This is a genomic window from Paraburkholderia ginsengiterrae, from assembly GCF_001645125.1.
Taxonomy (GTDB): Bacteria; Pseudomonadota; Gammaproteobacteria; order Burkholderiales; family Burkholderiaceae; genus Paraburkholderia; species Paraburkholderia ginsengiterrae.
Map to the genome: position 1 here is coordinate 1 of NZ_LXKA01000091.1, position 522 is coordinate 522.

Genomic DNA, 522 nt, shown 5'->3' on the forward strand with positions numbered 1-522 from the left:
GACGGAGGGGGCGGCGCAATGCGCAAGGGGCAACGGACTGCCGCCGGGCCAAACCTCGGCCGTGGCCGGATGACTGGTACCGGCTAATATGACGAGCAACGTCGACGTGCCGCGGACGGACTCGTCGTTCGATGCCACGCATCCTGACGCAGTGTCGTAGTGCAGCCACTGAAAAATGAGGAGTTCGCCGTAGCGATTGCTGAGGTTGTGGAATCGAAGCATGAATTGGAGCGTGTATCAGAAGAAGCGTTGCCGCGCCGTACGGCGCGGCAACGCTTCTTCTGATACACGCTCCAATTCATGCTTCGATTCCACAACCTCAGCAATCGCTACGGCGAACTCCTCATTTTTCAGTGGCTGCACTACGACACTGCGTCAGGATGCGTGGCATCGAACGACGAGTCCGTCCGCGGCACGTCGACGTTGCTCGTCATATTAGCCGGTACCAGTCATCCGGCCACGGCCGAGGTTTGGCCCGGCGGCAGTCCGTTGCCCCTTGCGCATTGCGCCGCCCCCTCCGTC

Annotated in this window: 2 pseudogenes; one reads left to right on the forward strand and one right to left on the reverse strand. The window is 61.3% G+C overall.

From position 1 onward, the window contains the following. Positions 1–222 (reverse strand): annotated as a pseudogene (locus A6V37_RS41680) (ABC transporter ATP-binding protein); the annotation flags it as partial. 78 nt (positions 223–300) lie between these two features. Between A6V37_RS41680 and A6V37_RS41685 the strand changes: the two are divergent. Continuing rightward, positions 301–522 (forward strand): annotated as a pseudogene (locus A6V37_RS41685) (ABC transporter ATP-binding protein); the annotation flags it as partial.